Genomic DNA, 20,128 nt, shown 5'->3' with positions numbered 1-20,128 from the left:
GATCAAAATTCAACTAAAGATGAAAAAACTAGCATTAATTACAACTGGCCTGCTGCTTATTTTTAATTCCTGTCAGGAGCCAAGAGAAAAGACCTTTGAAAAACTCGCCAAAGAATATACTGCCAAATGCCCTGTAACAATTGGTGAAGGAATTAGAATTGACAGCATGATATATAATCCAAAAACAAATACTAACAGCAACTATTATACTTTATCCGGTAGAATTGATTCACCCGATTCTATTCAAAAGAAAAAGCAATATATGAAAGATTCTATGATAGATGCTGTAAGAAATTCCCTGGATTTAAAGGAATACAAAGACTTTAAAACTACAATTGAATATATTTATTTCTCGGAAAGTACAAAAAAAGAGCTTTTCAGGGTTTCAATTGATGCAAACATGTATAAATAGTAGTATCTATTTTTAAAGTAGACAATTATATTATGAAGCCTTATTAGGGCTATCTATCAAAGTACAATTATAATAGAAGGCATATCTAAAACCATTCTGTAATATAACAGAAGAGCCATTCTATACCTACTAAAGATAAAGAATGGCTCTTTTTTTATTATTGAAAGGAGTTAGCTAGTTGTAATCCGCAATTTTCACTAATCAAATTCGGAATAGTGCCGCACTCTTATTTTCATTAATTAAATAAGTACATCAGACAGACGGAACCTGACGTAAAGCTTTGCAAAGTTGATCCGGACAAGAAGTCGGTCGACCTCCACAGGATATACCTTCCAATTTAGAGATAACCTCTTTCACAAGCTGACCTTTTACCAGTTGACAGATACCTTTTAGGTTTCCGTTACATCCACCCTGGAAAACAACATCCTTAATAATGCCGTCTTCAACATCTACTGATATATAAGTACTACAAGTTCCGGATGTTTTATATACAAACTTCATTTACTCAGCCTCTTCTTCTGGTTTCATATTTGTATAGACGTTCTGAACATCTTCATCGTCTTCCATTTTATCAACCAGTTTATCAATAGAAGCTCTTTGTTCTGGAGTAACGTCTTTCAAATCTGTAGGGATACGAGTAAACTCTGAACTGATAATTTCAAAGCCATTTTCTTCAAGATACTTCTGAATAGCATTGAATGATTGGAATTCTCCGTATAAAGTGATACCTTCTTCATCTGCATCAAGCTCGTCTACACCGTAATCAATCAATTCAAGTTCAAGATCTTCCAAAGAAACGCCTTCTTTTGGAGCTACAGTAAACATAGACTTACGGGTAAACATAAAATCCAAGCTTCCTGATGTACCTAAAGAACCGCCATTCTTATTAAATATACTACGAACATTAGCCACTGTACGAGTTGTATTATCTGTAGCTGTTTCTACAAGAATAGCAATACCATGTGGACCATATCCTTCGTATACCATTTCCTTGTAATCTTCGGTATCTTTAGAGATAGCTCTCTTTATTGCTCTTTCAACATTTTCTTTTGGCATGTTGGCTGCCTTCGCGTTAGCTACGCAAGAACGTAAATGTGGGTTATTCTCAGCATCTGGACCGCCAGCCTTTACTGCTATAGCGATTTGTTTGCCAATTCTCGTAAATGTACGAGCCATATTACCCCATCTCTTCATTTTGGTGGCTTTTCTGTATTCGAACGCTCTTCCCATCTTTATTTTATATTATTTTAGTTTATATAATTATCTGAGTTTTGCTCCCAGCTTGCTTTCAAGATTAGCAATAAGTTTGCTCATAATCTTATCAATCTGCTTATCATTCAACGTTTGATTCTCATCCTGAAGCATAAAGCTTACTGCATATGATTTCTTGCCTGCCTCAAGATTCTTTCCTTCGTAAACATCAAACAAAGAAACTTCCTTAAGCAATTTACGTTCAGATTCAAAAGCAATCTTTTCAATCTCAGCAAACTGAACCTGTTTGTCAAGAAGTAATGCAAGATCTCTCTTCACTGCCGGGAATTTACAAATTTCTTTGTAGGATACCTTAACAGACTTAATAGCTTTCATCAGCTCGTTCCAGTTCAAGTCTGCATAATAAACTTCATTATCAATATCGAATGCCTTTAACTGCTTCTTTGTAATCACACCAAACACAGCCAAACGTTTGCCACCTTTGGTATTAACTGACAATGCTGCAGAGAAAAGATCGTCTGTAAGATTACCAACAACCAGATTACGCATATCGATACCTAAACGTAGGAATACATTCTCTACATAAGCTTTAAGCTCATAAACAGAACTTTGTTCGTCAGCATGTGCCCATGAGTTTGCTACATTCTTACCGCTTACCCATAAACCTAAATGATAATCTTCATTATATGCCGCAAGAACCTTCTCAGGATTCTTCTTTTCTTCATTGAAATAGTAGCAGTTACCAAATTCGAAGAATTTAAGATCGGCATTTTTACGATTTGCATTATGAGTAATACTTTCCAAACCACCAAACAATAATGTCTGACGCATACAGTTAAGATCATTACTCAATGGATTCATCAACATTACCAGATTTTTAGCCGGGAATGATTCCAATTCTTCGTAATAAGCAGCTTTTGTTAATGAGTTGTTTAATATTTCATTGAATCCGCAACCAACCAATTGTTCTGAAATAAGGCTCTGAAGCTTATATGATTTATCAGCTTCACCTTTAGTAGTTAAACTTGATTTCAGTGTAGAAGGTATTTCTACGTTATTATATCCGTAAATGCGAAGAATATCTTCAATAACATCTACGTCGCGAGTTACATCTACACGATATGGAGGAACAGCAAGAGACAAGCCCTCAGCTGTTTCATTTGTGATTTCCATTTCCAGACTTCCAACGATACTTTTTACTGTCTCAACCGGAATATCTTTACCAATGAGGGTATTAATCTTTTTATATGTAATATCTACATTGAATTTACTGAAAGGAACTGGATATACATCTTTTATTTCAGAAGAAACAGTACCACCTGCCAATTCCTGAACTAACAGAGCTGCATGCTTCAATACATAATCAGTATACAATGGGTCAATACCTCTCTCAAAACGGAAAGAAGCATCAGTATTCAAGCCATGACGACGAGCTGATTTACGTATCCATGTAGGATGGAAGTATGCACTTTCAAGGAATACATTTACAGTTTTATCGGTTACACCTGAATCCAATCCACCAAATACACCGGCAATACACATCGGACCGTTTTCATTGCAGATCATAAGATCGCGATCGCTAAGTTTTCTTTCCACGCCATCAAGTGTTGTGAAAGGAGTTCCTTCGGGCAATGTTTTAACAATAACCTTTTTGCCTACTACATCTGCATCAAAGCAGTGAAGTGGCTGACCTAATTCGTGAACAATATAATTTGTTATGTCTACAATATTATTGATTGGACGAACGCCTATAGTTCTTAATATATTCTGCATCCATTCAGGACTTTCCTTTACAGTAATGCCTTTAATAGAAACTCCGGCATAACGAGGACATGCTTCATTGTTTTCAACAACTACATCAATATCAAGATCGTGATTGTCTACTTTAAATGCATCTACAGATGGTTTCTTAAGTTCAGCCTTGTATCCATTCTGGATTAAGTAAGCATATATATCGCGTGCTACTCCGAAATGAGAACAAGCATCTGCACGGTTTGGAGTAATATCTACTTCAAGTACATAATCACTCTTTACGTTATAATAATCCTTAGCTAATGTTCCAGGAACTGCATCTGCCGGAAGAACAATAATACCTGCATGATCAGTACCAATCCCTATCTCATCTTCTGCACAAATCATGCCAGTAGATTCAACACCACGGATTTTTGATTTCTTTATAGTAAAACACTCATCACCGTCGTAAAGCTTTGCTCCTAATGTAGCAACAACCACTTTCTGGCCAGCTGCAACGTTAGGTGCTCCACAAACAATCTGAGTTGGTTCTCCATTTCCTAAATTAACAGTGGTAATATGTAAATGGTCGGAATTAGGGTGTTCTACACATGTAAGTACTTCACCAATTACCAAACCTTCCAAACCACCTTTAATGGTTTGTACTTCTTCTACCCCACCAGTTTCCAGACCAATTGAAGTAAGTGCCGCAGCAACTTCATCGGGCGTTAAATCAAAATTGACATACTCTTTCAGCCAATTATAAGAGATATTCATATCGTTAATTTTTTATTATTTGCAGAATTGACTCGCAAAGGTAATAAGTTTTTTTATTTTGTATGGTTATATATCAGAAAAAAGAGTTAGAACGGCAACGGACCGTCATTCCCATAACTTCCAAATGGATTTGATACCTGAGAAGGATATTCTTCAGGAGGTGGAGGCACCGAACCTTGAGGTTGTTTATTCATTTTCGATCCAAGAACTCCACTCTCACCCGGTAAAGGAATAATTGTATCATCATCCGGATTCTGGAATTTGGCAAACTCACCCTTAAATCGAAGAAGTACATCGCCGGTTGCACCATTACGATGTTTTGCAATAATAATCTCGGCCATACCACGCAAGTCGTTTCCTTTTTCGTCTGTATAGATTTTATAATATTCCGGACGGTGAATAAAGCAAACCATATCGGCATCCTGCTCAATGGCACCAGATTCACGAAGATCGGCCAACTGTGGACGCTTACCATCAACACCTTCACGATTCTCAACACCACGATTTAACTGTGACAGGGCAATTATTGGAATATTTAATTCTTTCGCCAATCCCTTTAATGATCGGGAAATGGTACTTACCTCTTCCTGACGGCTACCAAAAGTCATTCCACTTGCATTCATCAACTGAAGGTAGTCAATTATTAATAATCTCACACCATGTTCACGAACCAATCTTCGGGCTTTTGTTCTTAATTCAAAAACTGAAAGAGATGGTGTATCATCTACATACAAAGGAGCATCAATCAAATCTTTTAGTTTATAGTCCAACTGCTGCCATTCATAAGGAGCAAGCTGACCACTTTTAATTTTTTCACCGGGAATCTCACAAACATTCACTATAAGACGGTTCACTAACTGAACGTTACTCATTTCAAGAGAGAACAGCGCTACCGGATTTTTAAAATTAACAGCTATATTTCTAGCCATTGACAATACAAATGCAGTTTTACCCATCGCCGGACGAGCTGCAATGATTACCAAGTCAGAGTTTTGCCAACCGGAAGTCATTTTATCCAATCCTCGGAAGCCACTTTCCAAACCACTTAAACCATCGGTTCTCGCAGCTGCTTTCTGCAATAATTCATAAGCTTCAGAAATTACAGGATTAATCTGTGTATAATCCTTTTTTAGGTTCCGTTGAGAAATCTCGAACAATTTACCTTCAGCTTCCTGCATCAAATCGTCTACATCGAGTGTTTCATCGAAAGATTTTGATTGAATTTCACTTGTAAAAGATATCAATTCACGAGCAAGATACTTCTGAGCAATAATTCGCGCATGATACTCAATGTGAGCAGAAGAAGCAACCTGACTACTTAATTTTGTTATATAGAATGGACCTCCAACTTCTTCAAGTTCTCCCCTCTTTTTAAGTTGTTCGGTAACAGTTAAGATATCGATAGGTTCCTGACGGACGGCTAAATCTGTAATTGCAGCATAAATCATTTGATGATGCCGATCATAAAATGATTCGGGGCGAAGAATTTCACTAACCTGAGGATAAGCGTCTTTTTCAAGCATTAACGCTCCTAATACAGCTTCTTCAAATTCACGAGCCTGCGGTTGCAGACGGCCGTAATCAGCTATAGGCTGTATCTTAGATTTAGTACTTCGCGTATTTCTTTTTTGTTCCATATCTATTTTGACATATTTGGGATGACAAAGATATAGTTTTTAATGAAGAGCTGGAAATATTCAAAGGTTTTTATACAGTATTTTATATATAATACAATAGGTTAAGAGATAGCACAAGGAGCTGCATATAATCTCATATTTTCTACAAAATGTATAGGAATCTTATTATTTTCATATACTTTTGCATATAAAAAATAAAAGAATGATTGTATTTCCAAATGCCAAAATAAACCTGGGACTTAACATCACAGAAAAACGTCCTGATGGTTACCACAATTTAGAAACAGTTTTTTATCCTGTTCATATAGAAGATGCATTAGAAGTTGTGCCTCTTAATGATTCCGATAAAGAGTTTAATCTGCAGGTATTTGGCACTTCAATAGCCGGTAATCCTGAAGATAATTTAGTAGTGAAAGCCTACTATTTACTGAAAGAAAGGTTTAACCTTCCGGCAATTTCAATTTTTCTTCAAAAGAACATTCCATCTGGAGCTGGTATGGGAGGAGGATCATCAGACGGTGCCTTTATGCTAAAGCTTCTGAACGACAAATTCTCTTTAAATTTATCAGATGATGAGCTTGAAGTATTTGCAGCAAAATTAGGAGCCGACTGCCCCTTTTTTATTAAAAACAAACCCACGTTTGCAACAGGTACCGGAAATGTTTTTTTAGAAATAAATATCTCATTAAAAGGATTATATATATTAATTATTAAACCAGAGATTTTTGTTTCTACCCGCGATGCTTTTTCACTAATCAAACCAGCCTTTCCTGAAAAAAGTATTAAAGAGATTATTCAATCTCCTGTCGAAGAGTGGAAAGACAACTTAATAAACGACTTCGAGAAAAGTGTATTTGCTCAATATCCGGAAATAGGAAAAGCAAAAGAGAAACTATACGAAGCTGGAGCAATATACGCTTCTATGTCTGGTTCAGGTTCTTCATTATACGGTTTATTTAAAGCTCCGGTAGAGAACCCTGAACTTATATTCCAGGATTATTTTATCTGGCAAGGAGAATTATAAAGCTTTGCTCTCAGATTCCTCAATCTTGGAAGTTATACGAGAAAGATTTTTGTTGATATTTTCTTCGGGGAGGATTACATTAAAATCTCCCCAGAAATTATTATCATAGCTAAAGTTTTCCTCGGAAAATATCTTCTTAACAGGCAATCTTTCTTCGCGCGGGAATGGAATTACACTATTCGTATCAACCTTGCACGTTACCATTTCAAAGAATATATGCATCGGATTGAAGAAAAATTGTCCTTTGCCTTTCATCTTAAAATATAAATCACCTCTTACGTGATTCATGTAATATTTGCCGTTTAATTCTTTATAAGATACGGAATATACTATTTGCTGAGGGTGAATTTTTACATTCTTACCACGCTTTTCAACAAACAATTCTTCTGCCTTTTCAATATAGGACGGATGGACTTCCAACTCTGCGCTAAGTAAGGCTGAATTTTCTGCATCAATATATAATTTCCCCCTCAAATATGGTTCCGTAATACCCTTTCTTTGCTCAAAAGAAATAACATGTGCCATACGCGAATCTATTTCCGTCATATCGATCTTGGTATAATCATAGATATTCTTATCATTAATTTCAAGATAATCGGGGATGTTCTTCATTAAATCAAGCATTAAAGAGGCTTCAACTCCGGCTTTCATTTTCAGTACCAACGAGTCTTTTACCGCATTATTTGTAATCTTACGCATCTTTAAGAGCTTGACTTGATCAGCAGTTGAATGGGTATAACTTTGTTTATACACTTTAAAAATGGCCTCCGTAAGCTTTAATAGATCTTTCTTACGTTCAATTCCCTCTCTGTAGAATGAGGTAAAATAAGATGGTTTATCCAGATAAAGATGATCGCGGGCATCTAAGGCTTCTTTTACAATTTTACGCGGATTTACTAAACGAAAGATTACCTCCTGAAGAGGAATAATGCGCTGAGATAAATATATGTTCGAAGAACCATTTTCTAAAATAGTTAATGGTATTCTTTGTGATTCATATCCAATATGAGAGACATGCAGCTTTTCTACATTTAAAGAATCGGGTACTCTCAATAAAAACTTTCCATTGCTATTTGTTATTGTGCCAATGGCTGTACCTTCCAGACTTACAGAGCAGTAAGCTATAGGTTCTGATGACAATTTTTCCAGGACAACCCCGGATATATTCTTATAAGATATACTATCTTTTGTCTTTGATACAGCCGAATGATGTACAGGCTGAGGTGCCGGAGAGTTTTTATCGTTAATTAATATGTATCTGTCAACAGCTCTTAAAGTATAGTTTTCACTTTTAAGCACCTGGAAAATAGCTTCACGAATTGAATATGTGCCAGATTTTGTCTGAGATTTTTTTTCGTTATCAATAATCTTACTATCGTAAATAAAATAGTAACCGGAAACATCTCCAATATAATTCAACAACTCATAAATAGTGTTCTTTTTCTTTTCAATCTGTATACGTCCACTTAAAGGATCGCCTCCATTCCCTGACCACAGAGTATGAAGGACGACACATGCAAATATAAAAAAGAAGCACAAGCGTTTCATTGAATTGCTTTAAGGTTGAGATATAAAAATTGTATCTTGACGAATTTCTCGCTTCAGGTTAAGGGCCATACTAATAATCTGTGTCATTTCATTTACATTATTTTTATAGAATTGCACATTTAACCTAGAAGCCTTCAATAAATCTCCTTTAAGAACAACAAAGGAATCATTATTTTGATTGATAACGTGCACTATATTTTGCAGCGTTTCATCTTTAAATCGCATTTTAGATGTGTATCTATTAAAAATATTACTATCCTTATTTGAGTATTTAAATAGATGATTATCTATAAATGAAACAGACTGACCAGCAGTTACTACAATAGAATTACCATTAACCTTTTCTGTTACTCTGACTCTTCCTCTCTGTACAACCAGTTCAAAGTCTCCCTCGGCTGAAGACTTTACTTTAAACGCGGTTCCCAAAACTTTCACTGTAACCTTTTCAGTTTCAATCAAAAATGGTTTAGAAGGATTTTTAGCAACATCAAAAAGAGCCTCTCCTTTTAAAGAGATCTCTCTCTTATTTCCAGAAAAGGATTTTGGATAACTAACAGAAGCGTTTGAGGTTAAATAAACCGTAGAGCCGTCTTCCAATGTCTTGACCAAGATATTCTCGTTCTCAGTATTCTGAAGCGTAAGTAAATCTGCACTCTTTTTATCAGAATTATAAAGGAAGAATATCGTTGTGCCAAGAAGGGCTATTATACAAGCAGCAGCCCAATAAACAGGAATTATTCTCTTTCTCTGCTTAATTTGCACTGGTTCTTCATTCAACAGGTTTTCATTTTGCAACCTTGAATAAAGCGCACACCATGCAACATCTGTATTTGGTTCTTTTCTGAACATAATTTCACTGATTATAATGTTTCAATTCTTTGCGCAGAATAACTAGTACTTTACTAATATCTGCTTCTACTGTCTTAACTGAAACTGAAAGTTCCCTGGCTATTTCGCTATACTTTTTCCCTCCAAAACGATTCATACAGAATATTCTTCTCTGCCGCTCAGGCAATCGTTGAAGTAAAGATGTAAATTTGCTCTCCAATTCTTTGTATTCCAGATCATCAGCCGGTGAAAAGTTACTTATTTCAGGTTCTTCCAAAGTTACTTTTTCACGATATACATCCATTACCTGGAGATGTTTAAGGTAACTAAAAGATTTATTCTGAACTGCCTGAAATAAGTAAGATTTCACAGAAAGCTTTATTTGTAAATCTGCCCTATCCTTCCAAAACATATAGAATATGTTCTGAACAATCTCTTCAGCACTATCCATATCATTTAAGAAAGAATCTGCATAATAGCAAAGAGGCTTATAATAAGAACGGAATAATTTCTCAAAAGCCTGGACATCGCCATTTTTTATCTTATTAAGGAGGAGCAAATCATTCAGCATATTTAATTCGCTTTGAATTAATCATTTTTCTTTAGATTAAAATTCAAATATATACAATTCTTTTTTCTTTATCAATTATTATTTATATTGTTTTTTCAACTTCTTCACACCATCCATCAATGATTCTGTAGGTGCTATAATGTTGTAACCGCCCCAGAAGTCTTCATCTGTAAAGCTAGATACTTTGTCAGAGAATGTCTGATCGTATTTAAAAGATTCTTTGTAAGGAATAGATTCAGCTGGTGCATCATCACGTTCTGTTGCCACCACTTCTGAAAGAACAGTATATTTACTCTTGAACAATCTTCTTTTCCAGTCACAATTAAACTGAGATTCTGTACGTATATAATTTATATAACTAACTCCATTTTGCACTTTATATGTAATCAGGAAGTTAACATCCAGTGGTTTAAAGCGTAAGCCTGCAGGTTTTTTGATAAGAATCTGACTGATAGCTTTCTCACGATCACGTAAATCTAAACTAAATTCAATACGCGTAAAGGCAAGAGATTGTTTATCAATATAATATTTACCGAAATAAAGTGCATAAGGTAAAACAACAGCAGGACGAAAACTGATAACATATTGTTGACGATTATCTAGATTTACAGGTTCCTCCATTGTGTATTCATAAGAGGATAGCATTTCTTTATCTAGCAATATATCTTTATTTTTGGCAACATCGAGTAGAACAGACATATACGGGCCACCCATTAATTTAACTGCCAATGTATCTTTTTGATTAGGGCTAACTAATTTACGACCTTTAAAGATACGTACACGGTCTCTTTCTATACCCTTGGTGTAAGGCTCTTTATAAAGATTAAGAATAGCTTCAGATATTTGGATATAGCGTTTTCCTTTTTGAACTGTTTCACGATAGAAGCAATCGAACATATTAGATTTTGGACTATAATTAGCTTCAATCTTACTTACCGCTTCTTCAACTATTGAACGAGCTAACGCAGGTTGAACAATAACTTCTTTCAAAACATAGTCATTGGGACTAAGATAATAGGTTTTTGCTTCTTGTTCACCTTTTGAAATAGATACATGTGAACTTGAATAACCAACATGAGAGATTACCAATTCCCTGGCTTCAACAGATGACTTAATTTTCAGAGAAAATTCTCCATCTACATTACTAATCGTACTTGTTGTAGTTCCAGGAATAGAAATTGTAGCATACTCCACTTTCTTTTTTGTCTGTGAATCTTTTACAATTCCGTTTACTGTGATATAATCTTCTGCAACAGAAGCAAAGGCTTCACTTTGAATACTTGCTCCAAGTATCAAAATAAGCGTGCAAATTAAGCTTTTAAATAGTGTTTTCATAATGTTGTTTTTTTAATTTGATTACTAATGGATCACCGGTTTCTATATATATGACCATTCAGTAATAAAATACCCTAAAGAAAAACACATAAAAAAAACACCATAATAAATCGAACAAGTGGAAAATGAGATAGTTTTCTTCCTATTACATTTAAATTTTAGAATATCTCTATCCTAAACGAACAAAAAAAAGACGGTGCGACGACTCACGTCATGCACCGCCACAACACAAACACAAAATAAAACACGACAAAACTACTATGCAAGTACACCTGTCTATGCCGGGGAGACATACGTTAATCACACAAGCTTAAATTCACATTTATGCTGGGATCTCGGGCATACTCACAAAGTATAAACATTAATACTATAGTATTGTTTAATTTTTATTGTTAAATAAAATTAAACAATCATTATGCATTATTGAATACCTCTTTCTCTTAATTTTAATTGCCATTTCCAGGCAGATAAAAGAGTATCTTCAGTACTTGTTTCAGCTTTCCAACCCAATTCATTATTTGCATGCTCAGGGTTAGCCCATACCTTTTCAATATCACCAACACGACGATCGGTAAGCTTATAGTTTAACTTTACGCCAGTAGATTTTTCAAATGCATTGATTAAATCCAATACAGAAAGTCCTATTCCTGTACCAATATTGAAAGTCTCAACTTTAGCTTTTTGTTTTCCATTCAAAATACGGTCAATAGCGATAACGTGAGCTTTAGCCAAATCAACAACATTGATAAAGTCGCGAATACAAGTGCCGTCAGGAGTATTATAATCATGACCAAACACGCTTAATTGCTCGCGGATTCCAATAGCTGTTTGAGTAATATATGGAACCAGATTCTGTGGAACACCATTAGGAAGTTCACCCAATAAAGCTGTTGGATGAGCACCGATTGGATTAAAGTAACGAAGAAGAATTGCATTGATTGGAGAACCTGAAGTTACAGTATCTTTTACAATTTCTTCATTAATCTGTTTTGTATTTCCGTAAGGAGAAGTTGCAGGCTTAATTGGAGCTTGTTCTGTTACAGGAAGCTGATCGGGTTCACCATAAACGGTACAAGATGAAGAGAAAACAATACCGTTAACACCATGTTTAGGCATCAGTTCCAATAAGTTTATTAATGAAACAAGATTGTTGCGGTAGTAAAGCAATGGTTTTTGAACAGATTCACCAACAGCTTTGCTTGCTGCAAAATGAATAATAGCTTCAATACCTTTATATTTAGTAAACAAAGCATCAAGACCAGCAAAATCAAGGCAATCTAATTCTTCGAAAACAGGACGAATGCCAGACACTTTTTCAATATTATCAACAACATCGGCACTTGAATTGGATAAATTATCGATAATGATTACTTCATATCCACTATTTTGGAGTTCTACAACTGTATGAGAACCGATATAACCGGTACCACCAGTTACTAAAATTCTTTTTTTCATTATAATTATTTTATAGGTTGGTTAGTTCAAATAGTTTTTGGGGATAAACACCTTTACGAATAAGATCATTAATACGTAGTATTACCTGAATTCTATCATCAGGAGAAACTAATGCCATCCATTTTGCCGGCGTGCTTATAGTATTAACTTTCAGTCCTTTCTGGACCATAGTATTCATAAACTGAGGAATTGTAAAGGTTGAATTCAAATCCAGACCGCTTTTAGCAATAAAAGAATCGAATTCATGAGTTAAAGAGGTAAATATATCGGGACTAAATCCCCACATGTTCATAGAAATAGGAGAAGCAACATCAAGGCCTACCCATTTATTAAACTCATTCAAGTACATAGGATCCCCTCCTATTCTTTCTACTCCTTTACGGTCAATAATAGAAATCAGATTACCCTCTTCGTTTACTTCACATATACCACGCGTCAGTCCGCCACTTTCAGCTAAAACATTAGCTAAGCGAAAACTAACAAGGAAATGTTTATCACGGGTATTACGAATATTCTGTAATTCATTGTAGAGTATCTCAAAACTTTCACGTTGATAAAAGTTTGCAGCATTAATTACACCAAAAGGTTCCTTAATAACATCCTTAGCCATAAGCAAAGCATGTGCCGATCCCCACAACAAGTTTCTTTTGCTATTTCTTAGTTCCTCAGGAACAGATTCTATTTCTTGAAAAGCATATTCAATTTCAATCTTACCTTCGTATTTTGAAGAAACAACTTTCTTGAATTCCTCTTCAAAATATTTGCTAATAACGAATACTACCTTATTGAATCCTGTTTTTATAGCATCATACATTGAATAGTCGAGAATGGTCTCTCCGTTTGGCCCAATTCCTTCTAATTGTTTTAGGCCACCATATTTATTACCCATTTTTGCGGCAAGCACCACTAAAGTCGTAGTCATTCTGATTCTATCTTTTATTTGCAGTGCAAATGTAACTAAATAATGCGAGTTACAGTTAATATTTAGAGATAAAGTAATTCCTAAAAAGGCAGAAAATTAAAAAAAATATTTATGATTTTCGCCCGGATATTATTTAAGCATAAAGAAACTTTCAAAATTCCTTGTACAAAACAATTAATTCTTCTGTACAAAAGAAAACAATCTTTTGTACAAGATATTTTTTATCATTCTAAATATCTTCTAGAAATTTAAAGACTCATTCGTTTATTTACGACTTAATGTTATCAATATTAGAATGTAATAACAAATGCTCATCTAATAATGTTTCGGCAAAATAGGATAGAGAAAAAAAACTGCTATATTTGCATATTGTATTCAATAATAGAAACAAATACATCAATTTATGAAAAGAATTAGTTATTTATTTGCGATGGCTTCCCTTACAGCATTATCATGCACCGGAGGGAATACCTATAAAATAACAGGAACAGTAACAGGAGCTGCTGATGGCGACTCTGTTTATATTCAGAACAGAGTAAACCGTGAATTTGTAAAAGTTGCAGCTGCTGTAATTAAAGACGGCAAATTTATTTTCGAAGGAAAACAGGATTCAACTGTAAATCGGTATATAACTTATACAAAAGGAGAGACAAAGTTATATGCGGATTTCTTTCTGGAAAACGGTGATATCAGTCTTACGCTTGGAGAAAGAGAAAATATTGTAGGTACTCCTTCCAACGATACTTATAATGCTTTCAAAGCAAAAATGAATGAAGTGAATGATAAGATGGAAGCTGTATATAATTTAATGCAGGCTCCTAACTTGAGTAATGAAGAAAGAGAAACAAAAAAGAATGAATTAAGCGCTCTTGAAAGTAGTCAGACCAATATTATTATTGAAACAATCGATGGAAACATAACAAATCCGGTTGGTATTCATCTGTTGAAAGCATACAATTATTATATTGAGTATGATAATCTGGAAAAGATTCTTGCCAAGGTTCCAGCCAAATTCCAAAATAATGAAGATATTCCTCGTTTGAAGGCTTTAGTAAAGACAGCCAAAGCAACTTCTGTTGGTCAAAAATTTGCAGACTTATCAATGCTTACTCCAGATGGAAAATCTATTAAATTATCTGATTATGCAGGAAAAGGAAAATATGTACTGATAGATTTCTGGGCTAGCTGGTGTGGTCCTTGTCGCCAGGAAATGCCTAATCTTGTTAAAGCTTACTCTCAGTATAAAGACAAAGGATTTGAAATTGTAGGTGTTTCGTTTGACAAGAACGAAAAATCATGGAAAGACGGTATTACAAAATTAAATATTACTTGGCCTCAGATGTCTGATTTAAAATACTGGGATTGCGAAGGTGCTAAGGTTTATGCTATACGCAGTATTCCTCATACTGTATTACTTGATAAAGATGGAAAAATCATTGCTCGTGGACTACACGGTGCAGAGTTGCAAAGTAAATTAGCAGAATTAATCAAATAATTCTATTTATTAGTAACAGCAAGCAATAATTCAGATATAAAAAAGTGAGCCGTTCTTATTAAGCTAGAACGGCTCACTTTTTTTATTAGTTAAAGTTTGCTCAATAGTGGCAATCTCGTATAAAGAAAGCGAGGATGCTAAAACAAAACTTAGCACCTCGCTTTTTATATTATTACTTAGAGAGTTAAACTCCTAAATTAAACCAACGTACATAACAGAAGTCTTGACGATGAGGAAGATCTATATTCTTAGGATACATACGGAATGCAACCTTAAAGCTACCAGCATTCGACAAACTATATTTAGTTTTAAATGTAAACAAGTCACCATCTTTCTTTACTAATTCAAATTCGTCAGTTGAATAGATACGCTGTTTGCCATCTTTATCTACTATAATAGTTACGATTTCAACTCCAATAGCATTATCCAATCCCTTTTCATCAATTACAACTTCTACGTCATAATCTTGTCCGCTTTCAATAATTAGTTTACCAGATTCACCATTTACTGAAACAGATTTCACTTCTATTGTATCCCATTTATCTACTACAGCCTCTTTCCAAGCAGCCAATTCTTTAGCTTTTGCATTTTTATTATCAGCTAAAACATGGAAGCGCTTAGCCTGCTTATTATAGAACTTAATATAGTAGTCATCAAGCTGTCTCTTCATTGTGTAATGAGGAGCAATCTGAGCAATTGAGTTCTTTACGAACTGAACCCATTTTGGAGAATAACCATCGTCGTTCTTGTCATAATACAAAGGAATGATTTCATTTTCAAGCATTGCATAGATAGTAGCAGCATCTAACTGATCCTGATGTTCCTGATTCTGATAAGTAACTTTCTCAGTCAGCGCCCAACCTGCGTTTTCACGATAGCCTTCAAGCCACCATCCGTCAAGTACAGAGAAATTAAGAACTCCATTCATCAAAGCTTTTTCACCCGATGTACCAGAAGCTTCCAAAGGACGTGTTGGAGTATTCAGCCAAATATCAACTCCGGATACCAATCTACGAGCCAGAGTCATATCATAATTTTCAAGGAAAATAATTTTTCCAAGGAACTCAGGACGACGAGATATCTCTATAATTCTTCTGATCAAGCCTTGTCCTGCTCCATCATGAGGATGGGCTTTACCAGTAAATATAAACTGAACAGGGTAATTTGGGTTGTTTACAATCTTAGAAAGGCGATCTAAATCTGTAAACAATAAATGTGCACGCTTATAAGTAGCAAAACGACGACCGAAACCAATTAAAAGAGCATTCGGGTTTATCTTGTTCAATAAAGCAACAATACGTGAAGGATCTCCCTGGTTATTCAGCCAAGTATCGCGGAATTGCTTGCGGATATAGTCAACCAACTTATTTTTCAAGGTTATACGTGTATTCCATATTTCCTGATCGGGCACATTATATATAGCTTCCCAAATCTTCTGATTAGAAAGGTCGTACATAAAGCTGGCATCGAAATATTTGGCATAAAGCTTCTTCCATTCAGTAGCAGTCCATGTAGGAAAGTGAACACCATTGGTAACATACCCTACGTGACTTTCTTCCGGGAAGTAACCTTTCCAGATTGAAGCAAACATTTCCTGAGAAACTTTTCCATGTAACCAGCTCACAGCATTTACTTCCTGAGAAGTATTACATGCAAATACAGACATACAGAAACGTTCGCCCGAATCACCTGGATTATTACGTCCCATATCCATCAAATCATTCCAGGTAATACCCATTTTCTTAGGATATCCTCCCATATATTTGCCAAACAAACCTTCATCGAAATAATCGTGTCCTGCAGGAACCGGAGTGTGTACTGTATAAAGTGACGAAGCACGAACCAATTCGATTGCTTCATTGAATGAAAGTCCGGTAGCTACATAATCACAGATACGTTCAACATTAATTAAAGCAGCATGTCCTTCATTACAATGATAGATATCTTTCTTTATTCCTAATGCCTTTAAAGTTAGCATACCACCAATACCCAAGAGTATTTCCTGCTTCAAACGGTTTTCCCAGTCACCACCATAAAGCTGGTGAGTAATAGGACGGTCAAACTCGCTATTCATTTCATTGTCTGTATCCATCAGGTAAAGTGAAACTCTTCCCACATTTACTCTCCAGATATATGCATGAACAAAATAGTCAAGATATGGAACAGACACAACAAGAGGTTGCCCATCGGCACCTATAACACGTTCCAGCGGAAGACTTCCGAAGTTTTGTGCTTCATAATTTGCAATCTGCTGACCATCCATTGACAGAGTCTGATTAAAATAGCCATATCTATATAAAAATCCAACAGCACAAAGATCGACATTACTATCCGAGGCTTCTTTCAAATAGTCACCGGCCAAAACACCTAAACCACCCGAATAGATTTTTAGTACGCTTGATAAACCATATTCCATACTGAAATATGCCACAGAAGGACGATTTGTATCTGGTTTAACATCAACATATTCTTTAAATCTAGCGTAAAGATCATTCATTCTTTTAATGATAACCTTATCATTTGATAGTGCTTCAAGCTTTTCAAAGCTCATACGTTCCAAAAGAGTAACAGGATTTAATCCAACCTCTTTCCATAGTACAGGATCCAAATCACGGAATAAAATTACCGCTTCGGAATCCCAGGACCACCAAATGTTATGAGCTATTTCTGATAATTTCTTTAATTCCTCAGGAATACGTGACTTTACTGTTATCTCATTCCAAACAGGAACATTCACGTTACTAACTTTAACCTTCATAATTTTATAAATTACTTATTTGATTAATATTTCCGATTTCAATTGGCGCTTCTTTGCATTACGAAGAGCAATATCATACGCCTTATAATAGTATTTAATAAAATGTTTCCATAAAGCATGTTCTGCTGTTACAGCAGCACGATGGCGAATATGTTCTATTTCCTCTTCCGATTTATTTGAAAAAGAAATTATCGATTCCTTTATAGCATCAGCTACTTCAATGTAGTTATTATCTGAGCGATGAATGACTTTAACTCCATCCTCCAAACCATGCTGAGTTCTAATACTCTGAATCCAAAGTCCAAATCCTGTTAAATCCGTTGTAACAGTAGGAACATGAAAAGCAATGCTCTCAAGAGGAGTATATCCCCATGGTTCGTAATATGAAGGATAAACACTCAAATCATACCCCAGAAGCAAATCATAATAGCTAAGATCGAAAACGCCATCATTCTCATCAAGATAACAAGGAACAAATATAATCTTAACTTTATCGTCCTTACTATTTCTTATTCCAAGGTATTTAATCATATTAAGCACTCTATCATCAGACATAGAATCTAACCAGTGCGTAATATAAGGAAATTCTAAAGAATCTGTTATGCCATTACCATTATTTAATCTTTCAACTAAATCTTTTCTGGGTATAGGAGTACCTGCTGGTACATTAATAAAGGCAACAACATTCTTCTTCAGATTAATATCATTATTCAATCGGTTTAATGATTCAATAAAAACATCAATACCTTTGTTTTTAAATTCATATCTGCCACTTGTACATACAAGTAAGGTATCATCATCCAGATTTGTACCCAATAATTTATTTGCAACATTGAGCATCTTTGCTCTTGCCTTTTTACGCTTGGCTAAAAAACTCTTCCCTTTAGGCACAAAATCATCTTCAAACCCGTTTTTTAAAACAACCTCAGCCTCTTTATCCAGCAATTCCTTACACTCTTTATTAGTAATATCACTAACAGTAGTAAAGCAATCAACATGGTGAGCCGTTTGTTTTTCAATAGAATGCTTTGATTCCATATTCAATTCCTGAGCCATCTGGTCGCCATTATATGCAAAGAGATAGTCATACAATGGTTTCAGATTACCAGCAATAGAACGTCCTATCGAAGTTGCGTGTGTTGTAAATATAGTAGCAATTTCTGGTACTGCAGTCTGTAGATATAGCGCACCTAACCCCGTCATCCACTCATGCGCCTGATAAACTACTCTATCTTTACGATTAAGATTATATTTATAAAAGCTTTCAACTACTTTTCCTGATGCATAAGAAAACATCGATGCTTCATCATAATCACCATACGCATGCAAAGAATCAACTTGAAAATGATTCCAGGCTTCTGTATATATTTCATTCTTCATTGAGAAGAATGAAGTAAAATCAACTAAAATAACAATTGGTTCGCCAATAATGTTCCATCGGCCAATGCGTACAGAAAGGTTTTCATTGGTTTCTGCATGCAATTTCCATGGTTTATAAAGATAATCCAGTTCAATAAATAACGGGTTATCTTTACCAATCCAGAAATCAGGACCAATAAATATCACTTTATCTTTATGACTATCTTGAAGAGTCTTAGCTCTAGTAGACAATACTGTATATATGCCACCAACTTTGTTACAGACTTCCCAACTAGTTTCAAAAATATAATCAGGACTTATAAGGGAATCTACCATAATATAATTTAAAACAATCTTTTACGAAGGCAAAAGTAGTAATTTAATATTGAATAAATTATTAATAATCATAAATTATATTGGAAAGATAGAGCAAACGTTTGTGTTTTACATATTATTATCTTATATAATATTAATTATTTAGTTTACAAACACTTAAAGCATTCAATTCTTTATCCAGGATTATAACAAAAAAAACAATAAAACAGATTGCAAAATGATTTCTATATCAATGAAGCATTCATAGCATTTCTAAGAAGCATAAGCTAAGACACTTTATTTACATTAATAAGAAAAGCTCACTTTATTCTGGGAGAGGAGAATTACCTTGACAAAGATAAATATAAAAGTAGATGCAATAGATATTACCGCCCATGGATACACACCATGAAGTTATACACCATGCAGGGTATATACAAAAAAAGAGTCCCATTCATACTTCATGAACAGGACTCTTAGATAAAACGGCAGCTACCTACTCTCCCACTGTTACGCAGTACCATCGGCGTGATCAGGCTTAACTTCTCTGTTCGGAATGGGAAGAGGTGGAACCCTGATGCTATAGCTACCTTAATATTTTTAATTTCTTTTTTACTGATTTTATTCTGTTTCTTTTTGTTTCCTTATTTCAGCATATTAAGATAAACACAATGTAAAAGCAATAAAACAAGCTCTTTTAATTTGATTTATAAGAGCCAAACTATCTAGCCAACCATATATGGAAAGAA

The 20,128-nt window shown here is 34.9% G+C and carries 15 protein-coding genes and 1 rRNA gene; 3 read left to right on the top strand and 13 right to left on the bottom strand.

Annotated elements, in window-relative coordinates; all coding sequences use genetic code 11:
- Nucleotides 1-19: 19 nt before the first annotated feature.
- Nucleotides 20-412 (top strand): hypothetical protein, encoded by a 393-nt coding sequence (locus tag BUC21_RS00080; protein ID WP_073398460.1) that lies wholly within the window; start codon nt 20-22, stop codon nt 410-412.
- 252 nt (nt 413-664) lie between these two features.
- Here BUC21_RS00080 and BUC21_RS00075 read toward each other — a convergent pair whose 3' ends face one another.
- The 4 genes from BUC21_RS00075 to dnaB all read right to left on the bottom strand — a co-directional run bounded on the left by BUC21_RS00075 (nt 665) and on the right by dnaB (nt 5,769).
- On the bottom strand, nt 665-913 hold the full coding sequence (locus BUC21_RS00075) for a TIGR03905 family TSCPD domain-containing protein (RefSeq protein WP_073398458.1): 249 nt from the start codon (nt 911-913) through the stop codon (nt 665-667).
- The gene (locus tag BUC21_RS00070) at nt 914-1,642 is read right to left on the bottom strand and encodes a YebC/PmpR family DNA-binding transcriptional regulator (RefSeq protein ID WP_073398456.1); all 729 of its coding nucleotides are present in this window, start codon (nt 1,640-1,642) and stop codon (nt 914-916) included.
- 30 nt (nt 1,643-1,672) lie between these two features.
- Nucleotides 1,673-4,132, bottom strand: coding sequence for a phenylalanine--tRNA ligase subunit beta (pheT, locus tag BUC21_RS00065; RefSeq protein WP_073398454.1), 2,460 nt, complete (start codon nt 4,130-4,132; stop codon nt 1,673-1,675).
- A gap of 86 nt (nt 4,133-4,218) precedes the next feature.
- A complete protein-coding gene (gene dnaB, locus BUC21_RS00060; protein WP_073398452.1) occupies nt 4,219-5,769 on the bottom strand; it encodes a replicative DNA helicase in 1,551 nt (516 codons plus the stop codon).
- Nucleotides 5,770-5,971: 202 nt separating this feature from the next.
- On the opposite strand from dnaB, the gene ispE reads away from it, so the two are divergent.
- Nucleotides 5,972-6,793 (top strand): 4-(cytidine 5'-diphospho)-2-C-methyl-D-erythritol kinase, encoded by an 822-nt coding sequence (gene ispE, locus BUC21_RS00055; protein WP_073398450.1) that lies wholly within the window; start codon nt 5,972-5,974, stop codon nt 6,791-6,793.
- On the opposite strand, the gene BUC21_RS00050 is transcribed toward ispE, so the two are convergent.
- The 6 genes from BUC21_RS00050 to BUC21_RS00025 all read right to left on the bottom strand — a co-directional run bounded on the left by BUC21_RS00050 (nt 6,788) and on the right by BUC21_RS00025 (nt 13,452).
- A complete protein-coding gene (locus BUC21_RS00050) occupies nt 6,788-8,341 on the bottom strand; it encodes a carboxypeptidase-like regulatory domain-containing protein (protein WP_073398449.1) in 1,554 nt (517 codons plus the stop codon). The genes ispE and BUC21_RS00050 overlap by 6 nt on opposite strands.
- A 9-nt stretch (nt 8,342-8,350) precedes the next feature.
- Nucleotides 8,351-9,190 carry a FecR family protein gene (locus tag BUC21_RS00045; RefSeq protein ID WP_073398448.1) on the bottom strand — a complete coding sequence of 280 codons (840 nt, stop codon included), beginning with the start codon at nt 9,188-9,190 and terminating at the stop codon, nt 8,351-8,353.
- Nucleotides 9,191-9,194: 4 nt separating this feature from the next.
- Nucleotides 9,195-9,740 (bottom strand): RNA polymerase sigma-70 factor, encoded by a 546-nt coding sequence (locus tag BUC21_RS00040; protein ID WP_073398446.1) that lies wholly within the window; start codon nt 9,738-9,740, stop codon nt 9,195-9,197.
- A 78-nt stretch (nt 9,741-9,818) separates the two neighbouring features.
- Nucleotides 9,819-11,075: a carboxypeptidase-like regulatory domain-containing protein gene (locus tag BUC21_RS00035; RefSeq protein WP_073398444.1), complete on the bottom strand. Its 1,257-nt coding sequence runs from the start codon at nt 11,073-11,075 to the stop codon at nt 9,819-9,821.
- A gap of 420 nt (nt 11,076-11,495) precedes the next feature.
- Nucleotides 11,496-12,530 (bottom strand): UDP-glucose 4-epimerase GalE, encoded by a 1,035-nt coding sequence (gene galE, locus BUC21_RS00030; RefSeq protein ID WP_073398442.1) that lies wholly within the window; start codon nt 12,528-12,530, stop codon nt 11,496-11,498.
- A 10-nt stretch (nt 12,531-12,540) separates the two neighbouring features.
- Nucleotides 12,541-13,452, bottom strand: a complete 912-nt coding sequence (locus BUC21_RS00025; RefSeq protein ID WP_073398440.1) for a sugar phosphate nucleotidyltransferase — start codon at nt 13,450-13,452, stop codon at nt 12,541-12,543.
- A gap of 403 nt (nt 13,453-13,855) precedes the next feature.
- Between BUC21_RS00025 and BUC21_RS00020 the strand changes: the two genes are divergently transcribed.
- On the top strand, nt 13,856-14,947 hold the full coding sequence (locus tag BUC21_RS00020) for a TlpA disulfide reductase family protein (RefSeq protein ID WP_073398438.1): 1,092 nt from the start codon (nt 13,856-13,858) through the stop codon (nt 14,945-14,947).
- Nucleotides 14,948-15,131: 184 nt separating this feature from the next.
- Here the strand turns inward: BUC21_RS00020 and glgP are convergent, their stop codons facing one another.
- From glgP to rrf, 3 genes are all read right to left on the bottom strand, one after another.
- Nucleotides 15,132-17,705 (bottom strand): alpha-glucan family phosphorylase, encoded by a 2,574-nt coding sequence (gene glgP / locus BUC21_RS00015; protein ID WP_073398437.1) that lies wholly within the window; start codon nt 17,703-17,705, stop codon nt 15,132-15,134.
- A gap of 15 nt (nt 17,706-17,720) precedes the next feature.
- Complete coding sequence (locus BUC21_RS00010) at nt 17,721-19,400, bottom strand: glycogen/starch synthase (protein WP_073398436.1); 1,680 nt, start codon at nt 19,398-19,400, stop codon at nt 17,721-17,723.
- Nucleotides 19,401-19,862: 462 nt separating this feature from the next.
- Nucleotides 19,863-19,973, bottom strand: a 5S ribosomal RNA gene (gene rrf / locus BUC21_RS00005).
- Between the last annotated feature and the right edge of the window lie 155 nt (nt 19,974-20,128).

The organism is Bacteroides luti (assembly GCF_900128905.1).
GTDB classification, from domain to species: Bacteria; Bacteroidota; Bacteroidia; order Bacteroidales; family Bacteroidaceae; genus Bacteroides; species Bacteroides luti.
Note: the sequence above shows the minus strand (reverse complement) of the source record. Positions and strands in the feature narration are given on the sequence as shown.